We start from the raw sequence: 19,586 nt of genomic DNA on the forward strand, positions 1-19,586 counted from the left end.
TTCGCAAAGTGTTGGGTTTGATCCCGCACACTCGACAGAACTCATGCGCGTAGATCGTGCCGTCGTAACGGATCATGCGCACAAGATCAGGCGCATTTGCCAGCTCGTCCACTACCGCATGTGCGATACCTGGGGGCGGCGTCTTCGGCGGCTGTGCCGCGTCAGGTCGAGGATCAGCGGTCATCTTTCGTGCACCCGTCTTCATTTACAACAATGCCGTGCCTGCGCGCGCAATCGATCACCATTTGCCGGATCATCTTCTTGCGCCGCAGTTCCGCCAAGCCTTTGCGCAGCTTCTGGCTCGGCGTTTCGTAGACCTTGAGCGGTCGCTGTAGTCGCAATCGATTTCGCCTCATCACGCCAACTCCTGAGCCGAGGGCACCGCGTGGCCGATCGAACCCGTGCCGCTGTCCGCATCATGATGCACGTCCGGACTGACCCCGTCAGTGCTGAGTTGCGCGGCCTCTCGTTTCAAAGCCTCATCCAGAGCAATCTCCATCATTTCATCCCGCTCCCTTTCCGTCTTGCGCTTCTCTGTGTGCAAACGGGTGATCGTCTCGGCATCGTGCTCGATTTCGCGCTGAAACTCCTGTCGCTTTCGCCTCTCAGCCGCGATGCTGTCGGCTTTCCTTTTGCCGGACTTGAAGCATCCCTCGGGCGGCGCTTTGTTTGGGTCAACTGCATGTGCTGGATTTACGCTGAAGGTGTTACCCGGCGCGGGCCTCACCATCTCAGGTAACAGCGTTCGGACAGCCGGATTGCCGTTGAAGACAAGCCTTCCGTTCAACTGTGCCTTTCCCTTCGGATCAAGCGGACCGACGATACCCTCAGCTTGGAGAGCCGCGAGTTCGTGTGCGATTGCGGCCAGCGTCGGGACCGACGAAGCCGACACTGACGCGAAGATTGCTGGATCGATTTCAAAGCCCGCGTCTGCGACCAGCAAGCGCAGCTGATGCACGACTTGGTCTACATCTGGTGTCATCACCCGAAGAAGATCTTCTGGCATCGCTTTGTTTGCAACCACCGGAGCAGACAGGATTGTGTAACGACATCGGTGCGAAGTCGGCATGTCAGTCGGCATCGCTTTTCCGTCTTCATCGATGCTGGCATGGATGGTGATGTCAGCTTGCGTCAGCGGTCGTGTCTGCATTGCGAGAGCAAACAGCACCAGCATCCGCAGTCTCGGCCAAGCAAACATTCGCATCACCAAAGCCGCATCGAATGTGATTGATGCGCATTTTGGCTTGCCGAAGTCCGAGCGCATTTTGTGGTGGGTCTCTCCATCAATCACTTCGGTGGTGACTTTCGGAAGTTGGCCGATGAATTCCAATGTTTGAGGAACTGGTTCCGTCGTGAGGGTGAGATTGAAACAATTCTCACAAGGATCATTCGCCCGCAACTGAGGTTTCTTCTGATGCAAACGAACAGCTTGAGTGAGGTTTGTTTCAAAATCTGGATTTCGACCTGTTGGGCCTGCTTGGGGTTCACTCACCATCAGCCTGCTCTTTCGGTTTTCTGGGATCGGCAACTCACCCTGGCGGCAGTTCCCGCTGGCTGCTTGTCATTTGACCATCGGTCCGATTGGTTCCACCTTACGCGCGTTCGAAGTGTGATCATTCAAATGCCTGCCTTGCTTCTTGAAGGTGCGCCCAAGTGCGGCCACTCTTGATGTTTCCGACGTGAGAGGCTGACACGTTGAACCGTTGCCCGATTTCTTCATGCGTTCCCTCAGAGTTCAGGATTGCCTGCGCGACTGCCTCTGACAGCTTGCTGCGACCGTTGCGCGAACCGCGATTTCGAGTTCCGTGGAGCAGTTTGTCAGCTTCGTTCTCTTGCTGAGTGCCAAAGGTCAGGTGGTCGGGATTGCAACAGGCTGGATTTCCGCACAAGTGCCGCGTCTGCCACTTCCAACCGTCATGGATTGGCTTTTGGTCTCGCAGCGCGACAATCACCCGGGCAATCCTCTGGGTTTGCCCGTGAAGACGCATCGTAGGTCTGTCGTTGCGCCCGGTCGCACCTGTCAGCAAAATGCAACCTTTCCCGTCGTCCGTGAAACGGTCGAAGCGCCGGGCGATGCGGTCCAAGTCTGACCGTTCATCAGGATGTACATCGATCTTGCTCAACATCTGCGCGAGAGGGTTCATCGTGCCACCTCCCGTGTCTGATGTAGAGTTCGGTCACGTAGCCAAGCGTCGACCTGGGAGGTGGGCCAGCGCAATGTGCGGTCGTCGAAGCGAACAACAGGCGGAACTGGATCACCGCGATGAAGTCGCCTCAACAAGGTGGTTTTGTGGATGCCGATACGTTCGGCGGTTTGTCGGGAAGTCAGGTAGTCTGCCATTGATGCACGAACTCCGATTGGTCATTGGGTCCGTGCCATCATCTCTTTCGTGGCATCTGGAAAAGAGTGTCGCAAATGTGTAGATGATGGTCAAGCAAGAAATCCACATTTTGTGACTGGCGAGAGGGTTTCTCCAAAATCACGCAACATGTTGTGTATGTAGTTGCATGCGGCGTCACTCAGCAGCGTGCGGCGCGTGCAGTTTCGCCACCACGTCCGCCACCTGCAAATGAACGTAGCGTTGAAGCATCTGCAACGTGCGGTGTCCGCTTACTTGCTGCACCTCTACGAGTGACAGGCCACGTTCAACCAGTCGACTGACCGCCTCATGGCGTAAATCGTGAAACCTGATGTCATCGACCTGCGCACGTTCACGCACTCGCTCGAAAGCTTGCCGCACGCAGTCACCACTCAGTGGGAACACGTGGTCATCAATGCGTGGCAACTGGCGCAGCACGTCCACAGCGGTAGGCGAAAGAGGCACTGTGCGCGCGCGTCCATTCTTTGTTCTCGCCAACAGTACCGTGCATCTGTCCAGATCAACGTGCTTCCACTCCATTGAAAGCAACTCGCCACGTCGCATCGCTGTCTCAACTGCCAGTACAAGCAACGGACGCAGCATTTTGTTGCGGTCGCGGTCGCATGCCTGCATCAACCGTTGCCACTCGTCTGCCCGCAACCTGCGTTCGCGCCGATCATCAACGCGAGGTCGCTTGATCTGTTGCACCACGTTTACAGTGCCCGTGTCGAGAGCGTTGCCAACTGCGCCTTGCAACAGTGTCAACTCACGTACCACTGTTGATGCTGCCACCTGCTTCAACCGCCTGTCACGCCACTTTGACACCTGCGCTGCCGACAACTCGGTCAGGTTGGTGCGAGTGAGCCAACCATCACGCCGCAACATCGCGTTGATGCTTGCAGTTTCGTTCACAGAACTGCGGTGCGTCGGCACAACGGTGTCTCGGAACGCAACCAGTGCTTCTGCCAGCGTGATTGATTGCACAGTGTCTGCCTCGGCGTGTGCGCGTGTCGGCAGCGTTCCACCAACTGCATCGGCTTGCGCTTCGACTGTGTTGCCCCACTTCACTGCATCGGCACGCTTTACGAACGACTTGCTCGCCGTTCTGCCATCGCGTCTGACGATGCACTGCCACTTGTTGCCGCGCTTCCTGATCGTTGCCATCTCGCATGTCTCCATTGTTGTGCGAGTGACGCAGGAGTGACAACGCTGCTGCACGTCGACACGGAGTTGGTGTCGTCCATGCTGCAACCTGTTGTGTTTGTTGATGAAGTGATGGTGCTGCTGGAGAGAATTGAACTCTCGACCTCTCCCTTACCAAGGGAGTGCTCTACCTCTGAGCTACAGCAGCGCTGTGGGCGGGTGATTAGACTCAAACGAAACGCGGCGCAAGGGTGTCTGGACGGTTTTTTTCGCCTCCTGTAGAGAAAGATCATGACGGATAAAAATTCACCCAAAAAACAAGGCAAATCCGGGGATGCGCGCGAAGAGCGGCTGAAAGCGGCGCTGAAGGCCAATATGGCGCGGCGCAAGGCGCAGGCCAAGGCGCGGGCGGCCTCTGGGGACAAAGCCGACAAGGACGAGGGATAAGAGCAGATGGATTCGATTCTGGTGACGGGCAACGGCCCGCTGAACGGTCAGATACCGATTGCGGGGGCCAAAAACGCGTGTCTGACGCTGATGCCCGCGACCTTGCTGAGCGAAGAACCGCTGACGCTGACCAACGCACCACGTCTCAGCGACATCAAGACCATGACGGCTCTGCTGCAATCGCTGGGGGCCGAGGTGTCGTCGCTGCAAGATGGTCAGGTGATCGCGATGTCGAGCCATAACCTGACCAGCCAAACGGCGGATTATGACATCGTGCGCAAGATGCGTGCCTCGAATCTGGTGCTGGGACCTTTGCTTGCGCGATTTGGACAAGCGGTCGTTTCTCTGCCCGGTGGCTGCGCGATCGGAGCCCGTCCGATGGACCTGCACGTGGAAGGGCTCGAGGCGCTGGGCGCCGAGATCGAGCTGAAAGACGGGTATCTGCACGCCAGGGCTCCGGGAGGGCTGAAAGGGGCGGTGCACGAGATGCGCTTTGCCTCGGTCGGGGCCACCGAAAACATCGTCATGGCGGCGACGCTGGCCAAGGGCACCACGGTGCTCAAGAACGCCGCGCGCGAGCCCGAGATCGTCGATCTGGTCGAATGCTTGCGCAAGATGGGTGCACAGATTTCGGGCGAGGGCAGCTCGACCATAGAAATTCAGGGTGTCGACCGGCTGCACGGTGCCACCCATCAGGTTGTCACCGACCGGATCGAACTGGGCACCTATATGCTGGCCCCGGCGATTTGCGGCGGCGAGGTCGAACTGCTGGGCGGGCGCATGGCGCTGGTTGAATCCTTCGCGGCCAAGCTTGACGCGGCGGGGGTCAGTATCACCGAAACCCAAAACGGCTTGAAAGTGGCGCGCAAGAACGGCCGGGTGCAGGCTGTGGATGTGGTGACCGAACCTTTCCCGGGTTTCCCGACCGACCTTCAGGCGCAGATGATGGCGCTGATGTGCACGGCCGAAGGCACCTCGGTTCTGGAAGAGCGTATTTTCGAAAACCGTTTCATGCATGCCCCGGAACTTGTGCGCATGGGTGCGAATATCGAGGTGCACGGCGGCACCGCCACCGTCACGGGTGTCGAAACCCTGAAAGGCGCCCCAGTGATGGCGACGGATCTGCGGGCTTCGGTGTCGCTGATCCTTGCCGGATTGGCGGCAGAAGGTGAGACAACGGTAAGCCGGGTCTATCATTTGGACCGCGGATATGAACATGTGGTTCGCAAGCTGGAAGGCGTGGGCGCAAAAATCGAACGGATCAAAGGCGAATGACGGACGCAAGTTTTGAAGACGGGCGCGAAGCCCCGCTGAATTTGGGGGCTGAGGATGCAGAAGATCTGAAGGTGATCTCGACCCTCGTGCAGGATGCGGTTTTTCCCGTGACCGAGATGAAATGGCAACCGTCGCACCGCCGCTTTGGCCTGTTGCTGAACCGCTTTCGCTGGGAAGACAAGGATGCCGCCGCCCGCCGTGACCGCCCGTTTGAACGGGTGCAGTCGGTGCTGGTCTTCGATTCCGTTCTGTCCGTGGCCAGCCAGGGCATTGATCGCAGCGAGAAGGACATGGTCATGTCGCTGCTGTCCGTCGAGTTCGAACCCGGCGAGGATGGCGCGGGCCAGGTCTTGCTGACCCTGGCGGGTGACGGCGCGATCCGCCTGAAGGTCGAGGCGTTGGATGCCACGCTCAAGGACGTCACGCGCCCGTATCGGGCCCCATCCGGCCGGGCGCCGCAGCACCCCGAATAGATGCAGAACAAGCGCGGCATTTCTCAGGCGTTTTCAAATGTGCCCGAGGGTATTGCCCTGCGTCCGGCGACGGTGTTCGATGTGTTCGACATCAGCCGCGTGCTGATCCGGTCGATCACGCAGCTTTGTGTGGCCGATCACAACAACGATCCCGACCATCTGGAACAATGGACCGCGAACAAAGACCCGGCGACCATCCGGGGCTGGTTCAAGCCGGGATCACAGATCTGGCTGGCCGAGCGTGAAGGGCGGGTGGCCGCGGTCGGTGGGTTGTTCGAAACCGGCAAGATCACCTTGCTCTATGTTGACCCGGATCACGTCGGCAGCGGGGTGGGGGCCGCGTTGCTCAACCGGCTGGAACGGCAACTAGCTGCGTGGGGCTGTACCGAGGTGCATCTGGACGGCACGAAAACCGCCCGGGAATTCTATTTGCGCCACGGCTGGAAGGTTACCGGTCAATGCAGTGACAGTCAGGATCTGACCTGCTTTGCCATGCGCAAATCGCTGCACCCCCAGGGCTGAGGGTTGAGGCCGCGCCCCGTGGGCGATATGTCCCGTGGCGCAACGCCCGGAGTGCCAGATCATGCCTGTTTTCCTTGACGCCACATCACCCGATTTCGAAACCGCCTTTCAGGCTCTGCTGTCCGCCAAGCGCGAGGACAGCCCGGATGTGGACGCGGTTGTGGCGCAGATCATCGACGATGTCCGCAACCGGGGCGACGCGGCGGTGATCGAACTGACCGCGAAATTCGACCGGCTGGAGCTGACGCCCGAAACACTTGCCTTCAGCGCGCAGGAGATCGCAGACGCGGTGGCGCAGGTCGGGGCCGAAGACCGCGCGGCGCTGGAGCTGGCCGCCGCCCGAATCCGGGCCTATCACGAACGTCAGATGCCCAGCGACCAAAGCTGGACGGATGAGGCCGGGGCCACACTGGGCTGGCGCTGGTCAGCCGTTTCAGCCGCCGGGCTTTATGTGCCGGGCGGGCTGGCTTCATACCCGTCTTCGGTTCTGATGAATGCCATCCCGGCCAAGGTGGCGGGGGTCGAACGGCTGGCCATCGTTGTGCCCACGCCGGACGGGCAGGTGAATCCGCTTGTGCTGCTGGCCGCGCGACTGTCGGGCGTGGACGAGGTCTATCGCATCGGCGGCGCGCAGGCCGTGGCGGCGCTGGCCTATGGCACCGACACTATCGCGCCGGTCGACAAGATCACCGGCCCGGGCAACGCCTTTGTGGCGGCGGCCAAACGGCGGGTGTTCGGCAAGGTCGGCATCGACATGATTGCGGGCCCATCGGAAATCCTGGTCATCGCTGACAAGGACAACGACCCCGACTGGATCGCGCTGGACCTGCTCAGCCAGGCCGAACACGACGAAAGCGCGCAGTCGATTCTGATCACGGATGACGCCGCTTTTGGCCAAAGCGTCGCGAAGGCGGTCGAAAAACGCCTCGAAACCTTGCAGCGCCGCGCCATCGCCGGGGCCAGCTGGCGCGACTTCGGCGCCATCATCACCGTCCGTGATCTGAACCAGGCTGCAATCCTGTCGAACCGTATCGCCCCGGAACATCTGGAGCTTTGCGTCGCAGACCCGGTGGCGCTGAGCGAAAAAACCATCCACGCCGGGGCCATCTTTCTGGGCCAGTACACGCCCGAGGCCATCGGCGACTATGTCGGCGGCCCCAACCACGTGCTTCCGACGGCCCGGTCCGCGCGGTTCTCGTCCGGGCTCAGCGTGATGGATTTCCTCAAACGCACCACGCTCAGCCGGATGACCCCCGAGGCCCTGCGCGCCATCGGGCCCGCCGCTGAACAGCTGGCGCAATCGGAAAGCCTCGAGGCGCACGGCCTTTCTGTCACAGCGCGTCTGAACCGCCTGAATGGCTGAAATGACGCAAAGACCGGACGTTTATGGCGCTTCTCTGCGTTGCCGACTGGATTCCGTTGATATAGGTCTGTGCTGACAAAAGGATTGTAGCCGTAAAGATGACCCGCATTTCGCATATCGAACTGGATGACCGAAACCTGCCGCCGCCGACCCCTGAGATCGAGCAGGAACGCAAGGTTGCCATCTATGATCTGCTGGAAGACAACAGCTTTTCGCTGCCCAATCGGGATGACCGCGTCATTCCTGATGGGCCTTACCACGTACAGCTGTCGATCCGCGACAAACGGCTGGTCTTTGATATCGCGACGGAACAGGCCGAAAAAGCCGCCGAATTTCACCTGTCGCTTGGCCCGTTCCGGCAGGTGGTCAAGGATTACTTCCAGATCTGCGAAAGCTATTTCGACGCGGTCAAGTCGCTGCCTCCCAGCCAGATCGAGACCATAGACATGGCCCGCCGCGGCATCCACAACGAAGGCAGCCGCGTGCTACAGGAACGGCTGGAGGGAAAGGCAGAAGTGGATACCGATACGGCCCGGCGCCTGTTCACGCTGATCTGCGTGCTGCATTTCGGGGGCTGACGGGTGAAGCCTCTGCCGCAGTCGGTCCTGTTCTGTTGCGACCACAACTCGGTTCGATCTCCGATGGCCGAGGGGCTGATGAAGAAGTTTTACGGCACGGGCACCTATGTGCAGTCCGCAGGCGTGCACAACGATCTGGAAATTGACGGGTTCTGCATCGCGGCCTGCCACGAGGTGGGTGTGGAACTGTCCCGTCATCGCTCGCGGTCCTTTGACGAGATGCAGGAATGGGGCGACGATCTCAGCTCGTTCGATCTGGTGGTGGCGCTTTCGCCCGCCAGTCAGCGCCGGGCGCTGGAATTGACCCGGGTTTTTCACCTCGATGTCGATTATTGGCCAATAATGGACCCTACCGGGTTGGGCGAGACCCGCGAAGAAAAGCTACATCACTACCGACAGACCCGCGATCAGATCATCAAACACCTGAAAGACCGCTGGGGCGAACCTACGGAGTGACCATGAACCAGACCGTCAAAACCTATTTCGAAGCCTTCAATGCCGGTGACGTGGATGCCATGCTGGCCTGCCTGTACGATGACGTGGCCCATCACGTGAACGAAGGCCAGATCCGCATTGGCAAGGACAAGTTCGCCGCGTTCTGCGCGCATATGAACCGCTGCTACAAAGAAAACCTGACCGACATCGTCGTGTTCGAAGCCGAAGGCGGCACCCGCGCAGCAGCCGAATTCATCGTCAACGGAACCTATCTGGAAACCGATGACGGCCTCCCGGATGCGCATGGCCAGACGTACCGCCTGCCTGCCGGTTCGTTCTTCGACCTGAAGGATGGCAAGATCACTCGCGTCACCACTTTCTACAACCTGGCGGACTGGACCAAACAGGTCTCGAATGGCTGAGGTCACCGCCGTCCGCCCCCTGACCGGAGCGGCACTGGAAGCCGCCCTGGATGACGTCGCCCGGCTGCGCATCAAGGTGTTTCATGCCTGGCCGTATCTTTACGATGGCGACCTCGAATACGAACGGAAATACCTGCAATCCTACCGCGACAGCGACAAGGCCATCGTGGTGGGCGCATTCGACGACGACCGCCTGATCGGAGCGTCAACCGGCGCTCCTCTGACCGACCACGCCGAAGATTTCGCGGCGGCCTTCGAGGGCGCCGGGCTTGATCTGAACGACATCTTCTATTGCGCCGAATCGGTGCTGTTGCCCGACTATCGCGGGCAGGGTGTCGGCCACAGGTTCTTCGACGCCCGCGAAGCCCACGCCCGCAGCCTGGGTTTCACCAAATGCGCGTTCTGCGGCGTGCAACGCCCGGCAGATCATCCGATGCGGCCCGACAATTACCGCCCGCTGGATGCCTTCTGGCGCGCGCGGGGGTACGAACCATTGCCCGGTGCGATCGCACAGTTTTCGTGGAAAGATATCGGGCAAGAGGGCGAGACCCAGAAGCCGTTGCAGTTCTGGATTCGTGAACTCTGAACGCCAAACGCAGATAAAATTCCCGAATCATGGTAGTGTTGGGTTTTCTGTGGGGGAATTGCCATGAAACGCTATGTTATCGAACGCGATCTTCCGGGTGTCGGTTCCATGTCCGGTGACGAACTGTGCGGCGCGTCTGCGAAGTCGAACGAAGCGCTGGCGCAAATACCCGGCGTACAGTGGGAGCATTCCTATGTTGCTGGTGACAAGACCTTTTGCATCTATCTGGCCGAGAGCGAGGACGCGATCCACAAGCATGCGGAACTCAGCGGGTTCCCGGCCAACACGATCACCGAAGTGACCACGATCATCGATCCGACGACCGCAGGGTAATTGGGCTGTACTCCGGTCTGCGTCCGCGACTAAGGTCATGCGAATTTGACCGCACGGGGACGCTGCCATGAAAGTCGCAACTGCCGCCTATGATCTCGACTGGTTGGATAGCTGGGCACAATACGAAGACAAGCTTGAGGGGTGGGTGTCCCAGGCCGCAGGGCAGGGGGCCGAATTGTTGGTCTTTCCCGAATACGGCGCGATGGAGCTGTCGACCCTGGACGGGGCCGAGGTTGCCGGCGATCTGGAGCGTTCGATCCGGGCCGTGTCCGACCGGATGGAGGATGTACAAAACCTGCACACCCGCCTCGCCAAGACGTGCAAAACCTACATTCTGGGTGCGTCCGCGCCGGTTGTTGACGGAACCGGGCGACCGGTGAACCGCGCCGCCTTCTACGCGCCGGATGGCAGTTTCGACCATCAGGACAAACAGATCATGACCCGGTTCGAACGCGAGGATTGGGACATCGCCCCGGGCGGTCCGCTCAAGCTGTTCGACACCTCGCTGGGCAAGATCGGTGTGTTGATCTGTTATGACAGCGAGTTTCCGTTGCTGGGCCGCGCGCTGAGCGAGGCAGACCTGATTCTTGCGCCATCCTGTACCGAAGCGCTTTCGGGTTACTGGCGCGTGCGGATCGGCGCAATGTCAAGAGCTTTGGAAAATCAATGCGTTACGGTCATGGCCTCGCTGGTCGGGAACAACGAGTGGTCGGAGGCGGTGGATAAGAACACCGGGACCGGAGGCGTCTTTGGCCCGCCCGACAAAGGGTTCCCGGCCACCGGTGTGCTGGCCGAAGGCACTTTGAATCAGCCGGGCTGGACCTATGCGGATGTCGACCTGTCCGCCATCGCCGAGGTTCGCGCAGACGGTCACGTGCTAAACCGAACCCATTGGGAGGAACAGGCCGCCCGAGTCGAATCGGTCACAATATCTGCTCTTTAGGTGATTCCGCCCTTGAAATAAGGCCGAAATAGGCTCATTTAAGCGCACACCCCCGCAGATTCTGCGGGTGCAACGCAATGATGGAGACAACATGGCCAAGGAAGATACGCTCGAATTTCCCGGTGTCGTGAAGGAACTCCTGCCTAATGCGACGTTTCGGGTCGAGCTGGAAAACGGCCATGAGATCATCGCACATACGGCAGGCAAGATGCGCAAGAACCGCATCCGTGTTCTGGCCGGCGACAAGGTTCAGGTCGAGATGACCCCATATGATCTGACCAAGGGTCGGATCAACTATCGCTTCAAGTAACGCCTGCCGCAATGGCGTTCATTCTCGGATCGGGCAGCCCAAGACGGCTGGACCTGCTGGCCCAGCTTGGCGTGCGGCCCGATGCCATTTGCCCTCCTGACATCGACGAAACGCCTTTGAAGGGCGAGCTTCCGGTTCCGTATTGCCACCGCATCACGCGCCAAAAAGTGCAGGCTGTTCAAGCGGATAGGGACGACGTTACCCTCTGTGCAGATACCACCGTGGCCTTGGGGCGCCGGATTCTGGGAAAGCCCGAGGATGCGGGGCAGGCGGCGGAGTTTCTGCATTCCCTGTCTGGTCGCCGTCACCGCGTGATCACCTCGGTTGCGGTCCGGCGCGGAGACCGTGTGCTACAGCGTGATGTCGTCTCACAGGTCAAGGTCAAACGTCTGTCGGATGTCGAGATCAACGCCTATCTGGCGACCGGAGACTGGCGCGGCAAGGCAGGCGCCTATGCGATTCAGGGGCCTGCCGGGGCTTTCATTCCATGGATTTCGGGGTCGTTTACCGGCATCGTTGGCCTGCCCCTGTCCGAGACCGCGGCCTTGCTGCAAGGCATTGGCTATCCACTGTATCGAGAGGCATCATGAAAGGTCGCACCATTGTTCTGGACCACATCCAAGGCCGCGAAGCGGCTGCGCTGATGGTCGACGGCAAGTTGGATGACTTCTTGATCGCCGCAGACGCACCCGCGCCCGGCACGATCTACCGCGCCCGCGCTGACCGTCCGGTCAAGGGGCAGGGCGGGATGTTCCTGACCACGCCAGATGGCCCTGCTTTCCTGCGACAAGTCAAAGGCTTGGCTCCCGGTGCCCTGTTGTTGGTACAGGTCACCGGCTTTGCCGAGCCCGGCAAAGCCATACCGGTGAGCAATCGCATCCTCTTCAAAAGCCGCTATGCGATTGTTACGCCGGACGCTCCGGGCCTGAACATTTCGCGCAGTATCAAGGACGAGGACATACGCGATCAACTGCTTGAAATCGCACACGAGCAGATGGGTGACAGCGCCTATGGATTGATCCTGCGCTCCTGCTGCGCGGGTGCGGATGCCGAAGAGATCTCGGAAGACATCTCGGCCATGTTGACGCAGGCCGAGCAGGTGATGAATGACGACGGGACCGAGCCTGAACTTCTCAGCGAGGGTGACGGCCCCCATATCCTTGCCTGGCGCGACTGGACCGACCCGGCCGAAGTCGTGACCCAGGAGGGCGGGTTCGAAACCCACGGCGTTCTGGATGCGTTGGATACCGTGCGTGGAGCGTCCGAGCCTTTGCCGGGCGGAGGGTATCTTTACATCGAACCCACACGCGCATTGGTCGCCGTGGATGTGAACACCGGAGCGGACACCTCGCTCGCGGCGGGCACCAAGGCTAATTTCGCCTGCGCCAAGATGCTGCCCCGTGCTTTGCGCGTACGTGGGCTGGCTGGTCAGATTACGCTGGACCTCGCTCCCATGCCAAAGAAGGATCGCCGCGGGTTTGAATCCGCTTTACGCGCCGCGTTCAGATCAGACCCGGACGAGACGATTCTTGCAGGCTGGACCCCGCTGGGCCACTTTGAATTGCAGCGAAAGCGTGGTCGCGTTCCCGTGATGGAGATCCTGAAATGAACTGCCCGATTTGCGGTGCCGAGACCGAGCAGAAGTTTCGTCCGTTTTGTTCCAGGCGCTGTGCGGACATTGATTTGGCCAAGTGGCTGAACGGGTCCTACTCGGTTCCGTCGCAGCGCGAAGAGGACCTTGAAGCCGAGGATGACACGCAGGACTTTACACCAAAGCGACCACATTGAAAAAATGTAAAAAAGCCTCTGGACACCGCTGGTAGCAAGTCATAGAAGGCCCCCACCCAACGACGAACGTCGTTCCCGTGCCCGGGTAGCTCAGGGGTAGAGCAGTGGATTGAAAATCCTCGTGTCGGTGGTTCGATTCCGCCCCCGGGCACCATTAAAATCAGAGAGTTAGACGACAAAGAGACTACCACTAGTCTCGCGGTAGTCTCTTGGATTTTACAGGCGCAACTTGCTGAGCAGCCTCTGACTTTAGGAGAAATCTATTTTGCAGTGACCCTCATCTAGCCAGTCTCCATAGTTCATTTTCTTTTTGGTGAGTATCAGTCGTCTTAGAAATGTTCTGATTGGGCGGTTGATGACGCCGGTAACAGGCCAGCCATCGCGGCCTACATAGACGGTTTTGTTGCGACGATTGAAACGCTCACGACGAGCGCACTCTCGACAATCTACTTCCGCTTCACGGTTGGAAACAGTGCTTCCACATAAGTTTTGAACGTCAGTCATATGGGTATCATATTACCACAAATCCGCAAAAGTCTCACTTTAGTCTCCAAAATCCGTGCATAAGTCATTGAAAACAGAAGCGTTTGATTTTGGGGGTATATTTGGTGGTATCCCAGAGGACGTTTAATCCACTTGTCGGGCGAGTGTCGGAAATTCAGCAATGATTTCAACGAACTGAGTCCGTGTTGAAAATCCTCGTGTCGGTGGTTCGATTCCGCCCCCGGCACCACTTCCTCAGGTAAACCCTTGGTTTAAATCGAGCTTTAAACGGCAGGGTGGAGCCGTGGACCATGTCAGAGATCCTTTCACCCAAGTACAAATTCGTAAAAGATGGTGTGTTTTACTATAGTGCCGCGTTCCCAAAGAGTATTGCCGCTACTATTCGTCTTCTCGAATTGCATTTTCTTTGCGTACTCATTTGGCGAACATCGTGGCGGCGAAGGCAAGAAAGGCTGCTGATCAACTGGATGAGTATTGGTTTCATCTGAGGTCGCAGGACACGAAATTGCTCAGTAAGCATATATTGGCGCTTGGAGCGTAGGACGACGCCATCCTTCCACCGAATTGCCCGAACCGGTGAATCACGCTCAACCAGGTTTTGGGTATCGAGTGAGTAGAAACCGCTCCTACCTTGATAACCTACCAAAACAGACTGCCGTCCAGCTCCAAAACCCGGGTCTATCCTAACTGTTCTTGCGAGAAACTCTTCGGTGTATTGCGTTTCAACTTCGAATGCTCCGCGACCAATTCAGCCAACTCTGGCCGGCATGAACCGCAGTTTGTTCCAGCTTGAAGGGCATCTCCGATATTGTTCACATCAATCAAACGTTTGTCGCGAATGGCGTCGATGATGGTTTTTAGTCCGACCCCAAAACACGAACAGATAATTGGTCCACAATCTTCAGAAGCAGCAGATGACCGGCCAGACAGTATCTGGATGAGCGAAACCTCAGGCAAACTTGCCAAATAGTCTCGCATCAGAGTGATAGGTTGGCGGGAGACGAAAAGCGCTGCCAAGAGGCGCTGTCCGTCTGACAGCGCGATCCTATGCGAGCCGCGCTTGGGGTCTTCGATTGAAGTCACCATGGCATCAGGTAGTCCAAACCACTCGCGGGCTTTGTGTTCCCAATCGTCGATGTCCTGCTTACCTGCCAACTCCATCCTGTAGCCTTTGTCCGTTTTGCTCATTGCCCAGTATTCTGCCGTAGGCAAGGCCGCATCGACGGAAATGGCGAAGCCGTACCAGGAAGCATTCAGACGCCGCACAGAAACAGCCGTCGCCTTGCTTTCAGGCTGTCCAGATATCGGGTCAGTCACACTTGGAACAAGCACATCCACACGGGCTGAAGGTGCCGTTTCACCCGTCCAGTGAATTGGTGCGAACACTTGCCCGGGCGCGACAGCTTCCGAGATTCGAAGGCGAAAGACACCGCTTCCAACTGAGCTGTCGAGTTGTACCAAATCTGCGGCGCTAAGGCCCAACCGATCAACGTCCGTTGGATTCATGTCAACATAAGGTTCGGAAAGGTGGGCTGATAAACGAGGCGACAAACCTGACCGTGTCATGGTATGCCACTGATCCCGGTTTCGCCCTGTGTTTAAAAGAAACGGGAATTGTGCACAGGTTTTCACTTTGGGCGGCTTGTGAGAAACCGGAACAATACGCGCTTTGCCATCAGGATGAAAAAACTGTCCATCGCCAAAGAACCGCTTGTCGGTCGCACCAAGTGTCGTTGGCCATTGTGTGGGGCTCAGCGAATCATAGTCTTCATCCCCAATGTCGGACAACTCGGTAATATCGAAGTCCTTGCCAAAAGACGCCGCAAGTGAGGTCATGCTCGCGTATTCTCTGAAAATCTGCGCCGGAGAGTCGTAGTTAAATGCCTCTTCCCAACCCATCCTACGGCCGACCTCGGCCAAGATATCCCAGTCCGAGCGGGCTTGCCCCGGAGGCCTCAAAACGGCACGTTGTCTGCTTATCGTGCGATCTGAATTGGTTACAGTCCCCGATTTTTCTGCCCATCCCGCCGCTGGCAGCAGCACGTCTGCGATACGCGCGGTATCTGTCCGCGCGGTAAGGTCGCTGACAACTGTAAATGGGCAGTTTTCGATAGCTGCGCTCACTCTGTCCGCGTCCGGCATGGTAGCCGCAGGGTTGGTGTGGATGATCCAGAGCGCCTTGATCTGACCGTCTTCGATGGATCGGAACAGATCGACAGCTTTCAATCCTTGCCTCCGAGGGATGTTGGGCGAATTCCAAAAGTGTTTCACCGCCTGACGATGGTCCTCGTTTTCTATGTCCAGATGGCAAGCGAGCGTATTGGCCAGACCACCCACCTCTCGACCGCCCATGGCGTTAGGCTGACCTGTGACCGAGAACGGCCCCATCCCTTCGCGACCAATTCGACCGGTGGCCAGATGGCAATTCAAGATCGCATTGACCTTGTCGGTACCGCTGGAAGACTGGTTTACACCCTGACTAAAGACCGTAACGACCCGCTCAGTACCGATCCACAAATCGCAAAACGCCTCAATCTCAGATGGGCTGAGCCCCGTCTCGTCAGGATCGTCAAGCTGCGCCAGTTCGAGGGCTTCAGAGAACCCATTGCTTCGTTCCAGGAATTCGGCGGATACATGGCCGGTGTGGTGAATTCTGCAAAGCAATCGGTTGAAAAGCGCTACATCGCTGCCTGGCTGAAGCGCCAGATGAAGGTCCGCCTGATCACAACTCGCTGTGCGGCGTGGGTCAATGACCACGATCTTCGTGCCACGCGCCTGACGCGCCGCCATGACCCGCTGATAGAGAACGGGATGACACCAGGCAAGGTTTGAACCAACCAGCACAACCAAGTCAGCGTGATCCAGATCTTCATAAGTTCCGGGCACTGTATCGGTTCCGAAGGCGCGTTTATGCCCGGCTACAGTTGACGCCATACACAACCGCGAATTGGTGTCGATATTGGCTGAGCCGATGAAGCCTTTCATCAACTTGTTGGCAACATAGTAGTCTTCGGTCAGCAATTGGCCCGAGACGTAAAAAGCTACGCTGTCCGGTCCGAACTCTCTGATCGTGGTCGAAAAGCGATCGGCAACCAATTGCAGTGCTTTATCCCAACTGGTGTCCTGGCCGAACGCGCGTGGGGTCAACAACCGGTGGTCTAGACCCACGGTTTCGTCCAAAGCCAACCCTTTCGAGCATAGACGCCCGTAATTCGCCGGGTGGTCCGGGTCGCCTCGCACTGTCAGACCACCGGCACCATCGGGGCGCAAAAGAACACCGCAGCCGACGCCGCAATAGGCACATGTTGACCGGACCTCTGGCAGGCTAGTTCCGTCCATCAGGCCGCACTCCGCCGGGTGACGGCGCTGTCGTCAAGCAGGATGCGCCCATCTTCCAAACGTACGGGGTAGGTGGTGATGCGACCATCATCTGCGCCCTGAGCCTCGCCCGTATTCAAGTCGAAAACCCAGTTGTGCAGGGGGCAGGTGACCGACTGGCCGTGGACGATGCCTTCAGACAAAGGGCCACCCTTATGGGGGCAGCTATTGGTTGCGGCGTACACTTCAGCCTCAGCAGTACGGAATACGGCGATGCAGCCGATATGGGTTTTCACCAACCGCGCCCCGCGCAAGGGAACCTCGTCGATATGTCCGATGTCGATCCAGCTCATTCCGCTGCCTCCAGTGTGAAATCTGCAATCGGCGCGTAGGTCTGCGCTTTTTCTTTGACGTGTTCGGCCCACGGGTCTTTACGGTAAATGCTTTGCGACAGCTCGAACCTGGCGACCAAGCCGGTGCGGTTTTCAAGGTCGTCCACGACCTGAGCTTTGACCCAGTCCATGCCGACCTTACCCAGCCATTTATACAATCGATCCAGATATTTGCCGCCTTCGCGATAGGCTTGCGTGACGGCCATCACCACCTCAATCGCTTCGCCCTCGGTCTGGACCTGACACAGCAATTCGGTCTCTTTCACGTCCATACCGGCGGCCCCTCCGATACTGATCTGATAGCCTGAGTCCACGCAGACAACGCCGATATCCTTGCAAGTCGCCTCAGCGCAGTTGCGAGGACAGCCCGACACGGCCAGCTTCAGCTTATGCGGAGTCCAAGACCCCCACAGGATTTTCTCAAGCTTGATGCCGAGGCCGGTGCTGTCCTGCGTGCCGAACCGGCAATGATCGGTTCCGACGCAGGTTTTGACCGTCCGCAGGCCCTTGGAATAGGCGTGACCCGAGACCAGACCGGCCCTGTTCAGATCCGACCAGATCGCAGGCAGGTCTTCACCCTTCACGCCCAGCAGATCGATGCGTTGGCCGCCGGTGACCTTTACGGTTGGCACGTCGTACTTGTCGGCGGCATCAGCGATGGCACGCAGTTCTTCGGGGGTGGTGATCCCGCCCCACATGCGCGGCACGACGCTGAACGTACCGTCTTTCTGAATATTCGCGTGTTTGCGTTCGTTAACGAAGCGGCTTTGTGGATCATCCTGATATTCCAGTGGCCAATCCGCCAGAAGGTAATAGTTGATCGCCGGGCGGCAGACATGACAGCCGTTGGGCGTATTCCAGCCGAGTTCCTGCCAGACTGCGGCCTGGCTTTTCAGTTCCTGCCCTTTGATCAGACGGCGTACATCTTCATGCGTCAGGTCGGTGCAACCACAGATCGGTTGTGCCGCTGGCATCTGGAACGCATCGCCCAAAGTGACCTGCAGGACCTGTTCGACCAGACCCGAACATGTTCCGCAGGAAGCGCTGGCCTTGGTACTTGCCCGCACCGCGCCCAGATCGCCAGCCCCTGAATGGATCGCCTCGACAATGTCGCCTTTGCATATGCCGTTGCAGCCGCAAATCTCCGCCTCAGGCGGCAATGCTGCAACGGCTGAGAGAGGGTCCGCGGTGTCGCCCCCCTGGTAGGCCGGGCCGAAGATCAGCGTCTCACGCATGTCTTCGATGCTGGTGCCATCCTTGATCAGGCCGAAAAACCAGCCGCTGTCGGCCGTGTCACCGTACATGACAGCGCCGATCAGACGGTCCTGTTCGATCACAAGACGCTTGTAGACGCCCCGCGATGGGTCGCGGAAAACGATATCCTCACGCCCCGGTCCATCTGCGAAATCGCCAGCGCTGAACAGATCGCAGCCGGTGACTTTCAACTTCGTTGAAAGAGTTTTTTGCTCAAACGCGGCCTCTTTATCCAACAAGGCATGCGCCGCCACTTTCGCTTGATCGTAGAGCGGCGCGACAAGACCAAAGACCTCTCCGTTATGCTCGACGCACTCACCCACAGCGTAAATATCCGGATCCGAGGTCAACATTTGGTCGTCCACATGAATGCCACGCCCGGTGGCCAGACCGGCCTCCTGCGCCAGCGCTGTATTGGGACGGATGCCAACGGCCATGACCAGCAGATCACAGGGCAGCTCGGTCCCGTCGTCCAGCAAAAGTGCGCGGACCTTGCCATCTTGCCCAAGGATTTCCTTGGAGTTCGCCTGTAGGCAAATATTGATTCCTTTGTCTTCCAGCGACTTCTTCAGCAGGTAGCCTGCGGCTTCATCCAGCTGACGCTCCATCAGGTGGCCCATGATGTGGACCACGGTGACGTCAACGCCGTGCGCGGCCATGCCCGCCGCAGCTTCAAGCCCCAGCAAGCCGCCACCGATCACGACGACCTTGTTGTCGGGGCCCATGTCCATCATCTGCTGGGTGTCTTCCAGGTCGCGATAGGCGATGACACCGTCCAGATCATGACCGGACAGGGGGATGATGAACGGGTTCGAACCAGTCGCGATCACCAGCTTGTCGTAGGGAAGGTGTCCTTGCTCGCCCTCGACAACTTTCATCTCGCGGTCGATCTTTGCAACTTTCTCACCGAACCGGCAAGCAATCCCCCGCTCGGCGTACCAGGCGTCATCATGTGTGACGATCTCTTTATAAGTCTTCTCACCCGACAGAACCGGGCTCAGCATGATGCGGTTGTAGTTCCCGCGGGGCTCGGCGTTGAACAGGGTGATGTCGAACGCATCCGGCGCGGCGTCAGTCAGGTGTTCCAGCACCCGGCCCGAGGCCATGCCTGCGCCGATCACAACAAGTCTTTGTTTCATG

25 protein-coding genes and 2 tRNA genes are annotated in these 19,586 nt (G+C 58.6%); 18 read left to right on the forward strand and 9 right to left on the reverse strand.

Annotated features, from left to right (window positions below):
* Positions 1-173: 173 nt before the first annotated feature.
* From ACR0A2_RS07720 to ACR0A2_RS07730, 3 genes are all read right to left on the reverse strand, one after another.
* The gene (locus ACR0A2_RS07720) at positions 174-356 is read right to left on the reverse strand and encodes a hypothetical protein (protein WP_480834652.1); all 183 of its coding nucleotides are present in this window, start codon (positions 354-356) and stop codon (positions 174-176) included.
* Positions 356-1,495 (reverse strand): hypothetical protein, encoded by a 1,140-nt coding sequence (locus ACR0A2_RS07725; RefSeq protein WP_480834653.1) that lies wholly within the window; start codon positions 1,493-1,495, stop codon positions 356-358. The genes ACR0A2_RS07720 and ACR0A2_RS07725 overlap by 1 nt, the downstream gene beginning before the upstream one ends.
* A 118-nt stretch (positions 1,496-1,613) precedes the next feature.
* A complete protein-coding gene (locus ACR0A2_RS07730; protein ID WP_480834844.1) occupies positions 1,614-1,889 on the reverse strand; it encodes a hypothetical protein in 276 nt (91 codons plus the stop codon).
* Here ACR0A2_RS07730 and ACR0A2_RS07735 point away from each other — a divergent pair.
* A complete protein-coding gene (locus tag ACR0A2_RS07735; protein ID WP_480834848.1) occupies positions 1,806-2,090 on the forward strand; it encodes a hypothetical protein in 285 nt (94 codons plus the stop codon). The two genes, ACR0A2_RS07730 and ACR0A2_RS07735, sit on opposite strands and share 84 nt — an antisense overlap.
* A 426-nt stretch (positions 2,091-2,516) precedes the next feature.
* Here ACR0A2_RS07735 and ACR0A2_RS07740 read toward each other — a convergent pair whose 3' ends face one another.
* Both ACR0A2_RS07740 and ACR0A2_RS07745 read right to left on the reverse strand, forming a co-directional pair.
* A complete protein-coding gene (locus ACR0A2_RS07740) occupies positions 2,517-3,524 on the reverse strand; it encodes a site-specific integrase (RefSeq protein WP_480834654.1) in 1,008 nt (335 codons plus the stop codon).
* A 112-nt stretch (positions 3,525-3,636) separates the two neighbouring features.
* Positions 3,637-3,711 (reverse strand) — tRNA-Thr (locus ACR0A2_RS07745).
* An 83-nt stretch (positions 3,712-3,794) separates the two neighbouring features.
* Here ACR0A2_RS07745 and ACR0A2_RS07750 point away from each other — a divergent pair.
* The 16 genes from ACR0A2_RS07750 (at position 3,795) to ACR0A2_RS07825 (ending at position 13,132) form a co-directional block, all read left to right on the forward strand.
* Entirely contained in the window at positions 3,795-3,950 is a 156-nt protein-coding gene (locus tag ACR0A2_RS07750) for a hypothetical protein (RefSeq protein ID WP_170346170.1), read from the forward strand.
* A gap of 6 nt (positions 3,951-3,956) precedes the next feature.
* Entirely contained in the window at positions 3,957-5,225 is a 1,269-nt protein-coding gene (gene murA / locus ACR0A2_RS07755; RefSeq protein WP_480445939.1) for a UDP-N-acetylglucosamine 1-carboxyvinyltransferase, read from the forward strand.
* The gene (locus tag ACR0A2_RS07760) at positions 5,222-5,698 is read left to right on the forward strand and encodes a DUF2948 family protein (protein ID WP_152458869.1); all 477 of its coding nucleotides are present in this window, start codon (positions 5,222-5,224) and stop codon (positions 5,696-5,698) included. Before murA ends, ACR0A2_RS07760 begins: the two co-directional genes overlap by 4 nt.
* Complete coding sequence (locus ACR0A2_RS07765) at positions 5,699-6,220, forward strand: GNAT family N-acetyltransferase (protein WP_480445937.1); 522 nt, start codon at positions 5,699-5,701, stop codon at positions 6,218-6,220.
* Positions 6,221-6,281: 61 nt separating this feature from the next.
* Positions 6,282-7,583 carry a histidinol dehydrogenase gene (gene hisD, locus ACR0A2_RS07770; RefSeq protein WP_480834655.1) on the forward strand — a complete coding sequence of 434 codons (1,302 nt, stop codon included), beginning with the start codon at positions 6,282-6,284 and terminating at the stop codon, positions 7,581-7,583.
* Between the two features lie 98 nt (positions 7,584-7,681).
* Positions 7,682-8,161, forward strand: coding sequence for a UPF0262 family protein (locus tag ACR0A2_RS07775; RefSeq protein ID WP_480834656.1), 480 nt, complete (start codon positions 7,682-7,684; stop codon positions 8,159-8,161).
* 3 nt (positions 8,162-8,164) lie between these two features.
* Positions 8,165-8,617: an arsenate-mycothiol transferase ArsC gene (locus ACR0A2_RS07780; protein WP_171118521.1), complete on the forward strand. Its 453-nt coding sequence runs from the start codon at positions 8,165-8,167 to the stop codon at positions 8,615-8,617.
* A 2-nt stretch (positions 8,618-8,619) separates the two neighbouring features.
* Complete coding sequence (locus ACR0A2_RS07785; protein ID WP_480834657.1) at positions 8,620-9,018, forward strand: ketosteroid isomerase-related protein; 399 nt, start codon at positions 8,620-8,622, stop codon at positions 9,016-9,018.
* Complete coding sequence (locus ACR0A2_RS07790) at positions 9,011-9,604, forward strand: GNAT family N-acetyltransferase (protein ID WP_480834658.1); 594 nt, start codon at positions 9,011-9,013, stop codon at positions 9,602-9,604. Before ACR0A2_RS07785 ends, ACR0A2_RS07790 begins: the two co-directional genes overlap by 8 nt.
* A gap of 63 nt (positions 9,605-9,667) precedes the next feature.
* Positions 9,668-9,937: a DUF4242 domain-containing protein gene (locus ACR0A2_RS07795; RefSeq protein WP_152458857.1), complete on the forward strand. Its 270-nt coding sequence runs from the start codon at positions 9,668-9,670 to the stop codon at positions 9,935-9,937.
* A 67-nt stretch (positions 9,938-10,004) separates the two neighbouring features.
* Complete coding sequence (locus tag ACR0A2_RS07800) at positions 10,005-10,880, forward strand: carbon-nitrogen hydrolase family protein (protein ID WP_480834659.1); 876 nt, start codon at positions 10,005-10,007, stop codon at positions 10,878-10,880.
* A gap of 91 nt (positions 10,881-10,971) precedes the next feature.
* Complete coding sequence (infA, locus tag ACR0A2_RS07805) at positions 10,972-11,190, forward strand: translation initiation factor IF-1 (protein WP_005978431.1); 219 nt, start codon at positions 10,972-10,974, stop codon at positions 11,188-11,190.
* Positions 11,191-11,201: 11 nt separating this feature from the next.
* The gene (locus tag ACR0A2_RS07810; RefSeq protein WP_480445929.1) at positions 11,202-11,780 is read left to right on the forward strand and encodes a Maf family protein; all 579 of its coding nucleotides are present in this window, start codon (positions 11,202-11,204) and stop codon (positions 11,778-11,780) included.
* Positions 11,777-12,799, forward strand: coding sequence for a ribonuclease E/G (locus tag ACR0A2_RS07815; RefSeq protein WP_480834660.1), 1,023 nt, complete (start codon positions 11,777-11,779; stop codon positions 12,797-12,799). Before ACR0A2_RS07810 ends, ACR0A2_RS07815 begins: the two co-directional genes overlap by 4 nt.
* Entirely contained in the window at positions 12,796-12,978 is a 183-nt protein-coding gene (locus ACR0A2_RS07820) for a DNA gyrase inhibitor YacG (protein ID WP_480834661.1), read from the forward strand. The genes ACR0A2_RS07815 and ACR0A2_RS07820 overlap by 4 nt, the downstream gene beginning before the upstream one ends.
* 79 nt (positions 12,979-13,057) lie before the next feature.
* Positions 13,058-13,132 (forward strand) — tRNA-Phe (locus ACR0A2_RS07825).
* Positions 13,133-13,227: 95 nt separating this feature from the next.
* Here ACR0A2_RS07825 and ACR0A2_RS07830 read toward each other — a convergent pair.
* Positions 13,228-13,482 carry a hypothetical protein gene (locus ACR0A2_RS07830; RefSeq protein ID WP_480834662.1) on the reverse strand — a complete coding sequence of 85 codons (255 nt, stop codon included), beginning with the start codon at positions 13,480-13,482 and terminating at the stop codon, positions 13,228-13,230.
* Between the two features lie 406 nt (positions 13,483-13,888).
* On the opposite strand from ACR0A2_RS07830, the gene ACR0A2_RS07835 reads away from it, so the two are divergent.
* The gene (locus ACR0A2_RS07835; protein ID WP_480617888.1) at positions 13,889-14,023 is read left to right on the forward strand and encodes a hypothetical protein; all 135 of its coding nucleotides are present in this window, start codon (positions 13,889-13,891) and stop codon (positions 14,021-14,023) included.
* 137 nt (positions 14,024-14,160) lie between these two features.
* On the opposite strand, the gene ACR0A2_RS07840 is transcribed toward ACR0A2_RS07835, so the two are convergent.
* From ACR0A2_RS07840 to nirB, 3 genes are read right to left on the reverse strand one after another with little or no spacing between them, the layout of a single operon-like run.
* Positions 14,161-16,821 (reverse strand): molybdopterin-dependent oxidoreductase, encoded by a 2,661-nt coding sequence (locus ACR0A2_RS07840; RefSeq protein WP_480617889.1) that lies wholly within the window; start codon positions 16,819-16,821, stop codon positions 14,161-14,163.
* The gene (gene nirD, locus ACR0A2_RS07845; RefSeq protein WP_170713628.1) at positions 16,821-17,153 is read right to left on the reverse strand and encodes a nitrite reductase small subunit NirD; all 333 of its coding nucleotides are present in this window, start codon (positions 17,151-17,153) and stop codon (positions 16,821-16,823) included. The genes ACR0A2_RS07840 and nirD overlap by 1 nt, the downstream gene beginning before the upstream one ends.
* Positions 17,150-19,585, reverse strand: coding sequence for a nitrite reductase large subunit NirB (nirB, locus tag ACR0A2_RS07850; RefSeq protein ID WP_480834663.1), 2,436 nt, complete (start codon positions 19,583-19,585; stop codon positions 17,150-17,152). Before nirB ends, nirD begins: the two co-directional genes overlap by 4 nt.
* Position 19,586 lies beyond the last annotated feature (1 nt).

The sequence above is a fragment of the Ruegeria sp. H8 genome (assembly GCF_056532905.1).

Bases quoted from the DNA above. Each gene is read 5' to 3' on its own strand.
- ACR0A2_RS07720 (WP_480834652.1), bottom strand. From the start codon at position 356: ATGAGGCGAAATCGATTGCGACTACAGCGACCGCTCAAGGTCTACGAA.
- ACR0A2_RS07725 (WP_480834653.1), bottom strand. From the start codon at position 1,495: ATGGTGAGTGAACCCCAAGCAGGCCCAACAGGTCGAAATCCAGATTTT.
- ACR0A2_RS07740 (WP_480834654.1), bottom strand. From the start codon at position 3,524: ATGGCAACGATCAGGAAGCGCGGCAACAAGTGGCAGTGCATCGTCAGA.
- ACR0A2_RS07750 (WP_170346170.1), top strand. From the start codon at position 3,795: ATGACGGATAAAAATTCACCCAAAAAACAAGGCAAATCCGGGGATGCG.
- murA (WP_480445939.1), top strand. From the start codon at position 3,957: ATGGATTCGATTCTGGTGACGGGCAACGGCCCGCTGAACGGTCAGATA.
- ACR0A2_RS07760 (WP_152458869.1), top strand. From the start codon at position 5,222: ATGACGGACGCAAGTTTTGAAGACGGGCGCGAAGCCCCGCTGAATTTG.
- ACR0A2_RS07765 (WP_480445937.1), top strand. From the start codon at position 5,699: ATGCAGAACAAGCGCGGCATTTCTCAGGCGTTTTCAAATGTGCCCGAG.
- hisD (WP_480834655.1), top strand. From the start codon at position 6,282: ATGCCTGTTTTCCTTGACGCCACATCACCCGATTTCGAAACCGCCTTT.
- ACR0A2_RS07775 (WP_480834656.1), top strand. From the start codon at position 7,682: ATGACCCGCATTTCGCATATCGAACTGGATGACCGAAACCTGCCGCCG.
- ACR0A2_RS07785 (WP_480834657.1), top strand. From the start codon at position 8,620: ATGAACCAGACCGTCAAAACCTATTTCGAAGCCTTCAATGCCGGTGAC.
- ACR0A2_RS07790 (WP_480834658.1), top strand. From the start codon at position 9,011: ATGGCTGAGGTCACCGCCGTCCGCCCCCTGACCGGAGCGGCACTGGAA.
- ACR0A2_RS07795 (WP_152458857.1), top strand. From the start codon at position 9,668: ATGAAACGCTATGTTATCGAACGCGATCTTCCGGGTGTCGGTTCCATG.
- ACR0A2_RS07800 (WP_480834659.1), top strand. From the start codon at position 10,005: ATGAAAGTCGCAACTGCCGCCTATGATCTCGACTGGTTGGATAGCTGG.
- infA (WP_005978431.1), top strand. From the start codon at position 10,972: ATGGCCAAGGAAGATACGCTCGAATTTCCCGGTGTCGTGAAGGAACTC.
- ACR0A2_RS07810 (WP_480445929.1), top strand. From the start codon at position 11,202: ATGGCGTTCATTCTCGGATCGGGCAGCCCAAGACGGCTGGACCTGCTG.
- ACR0A2_RS07815 (WP_480834660.1), top strand. From the start codon at position 11,777: ATGAAAGGTCGCACCATTGTTCTGGACCACATCCAAGGCCGCGAAGCG.
- ACR0A2_RS07820 (WP_480834661.1), top strand. From the start codon at position 12,796: ATGAACTGCCCGATTTGCGGTGCCGAGACCGAGCAGAAGTTTCGTCCG.
- ACR0A2_RS07830 (WP_480834662.1), bottom strand. From the start codon at position 13,482: ATGACTGACGTTCAAAACTTATGTGGAAGCACTGTTTCCAACCGTGAA.
- ACR0A2_RS07840 (WP_480617889.1), bottom strand. From the start codon at position 16,821: ATGGACGGAACTAGCCTGCCAGAGGTCCGGTCAACATGTGCCTATTGC.
- nirD (WP_170713628.1), bottom strand. From the start codon at position 17,153: ATGAGCTGGATCGACATCGGACATATCGACGAGGTTCCCTTGCGCGGG.
- nirB (WP_480834663.1), bottom strand. From the start codon at position 19,585: ATGAAACAAAGACTTGTTGTGATCGGCGCAGGCATGGCCTCGGGCCGG.